1 pseudogene is annotated in these 876 nt (G+C 62.0%); it reads right to left on the reverse strand.

Going from position 1 to position 876, the window contains the following annotated elements:
• Nucleotides 1-816: pseudogene (locus tag IEV62_RS18105) on the reverse strand (IS3 family transposase); the annotation flags it as partial.
• Nucleotides 817-876: the final 60 nt, after the last annotated feature.

Raw genomic sequence — 876 nt, forward strand, 5'->3', positions numbered from 1 at the left:
CCATGACCAGCGCATCGGTGACGAGCTGCGCCGTCATCGTGTCGCTCATCGACCAGCCCACGACGCGCCTCGAGAACAGGTCGATCACCGCGGCCGCGTACAGCCATCCTTCGGCAGTCCAGATGTAGGTGAAGTCGGCCACCCACTTCTGGTTCGGCGCCTCCGCGCTGAACTGTCGATCGAGCACGTTGCTTGCGATCACCGAGCGTTCGCCATGATCCTTGGGCAGACCGCGACGCCGCGGTCGCGCCATCAGACCGTGCACACGCATCAACCGTTCGACACGATGCAGGCCACATGAAAGGCCTTCGGCCAAGAGATCGTGCCAGACGCGACGCGCGCCATAGGTTCGGTAGCTGGAGATGAAGCTGGCGCGGATCTTTCCTGCATACACTTCGTCGCTGCGCGACCGGGCACTTGGCGCCCGCACAAGCCAGGCGTGGAAACCACTGCGCGAGACATCGAGCGCCCCACAAAGCCACGATACCGGCCAGATCCCTCGATGCTTTGCGATGAACCCGAACTTCATATCGAGTCCCTGGCAAAGTAGGCCGCGGCTTTTTTTAATATGTCACGTTCGGCCTTCATCCTGGCCAACTCGCGGCGCAGCCGCTCAATCTCCTGCTGCTCGGGCTTCATCTGACCGTTGCCCGGGAATGCCGACTGGGGATCAGCTTCCGCTTCGCGGACCCATTTGCGCAGCACGTTCTCGTGCAGGTCCAGGTCCCGCGCGGCCTGCGCTACCGCCACGCCCCGATCTCGGACCAACTTCACTGCCTCGAGCTTGAACTCTCGGCTGAACTTCCGTCGTTGCATTTACACCCTCCGGTTCCGAAAACACCTTATCTTGGTGTCCACGAAACCGGCAGCAGCTCA

The organism is Sphingomonas psychrolutea, assembly GCF_014636175.1.
Lineage (GTDB): Bacteria > Pseudomonadota > Alphaproteobacteria > Sphingomonadales > Sphingomonadaceae > Sphingomonas > Sphingomonas psychrolutea.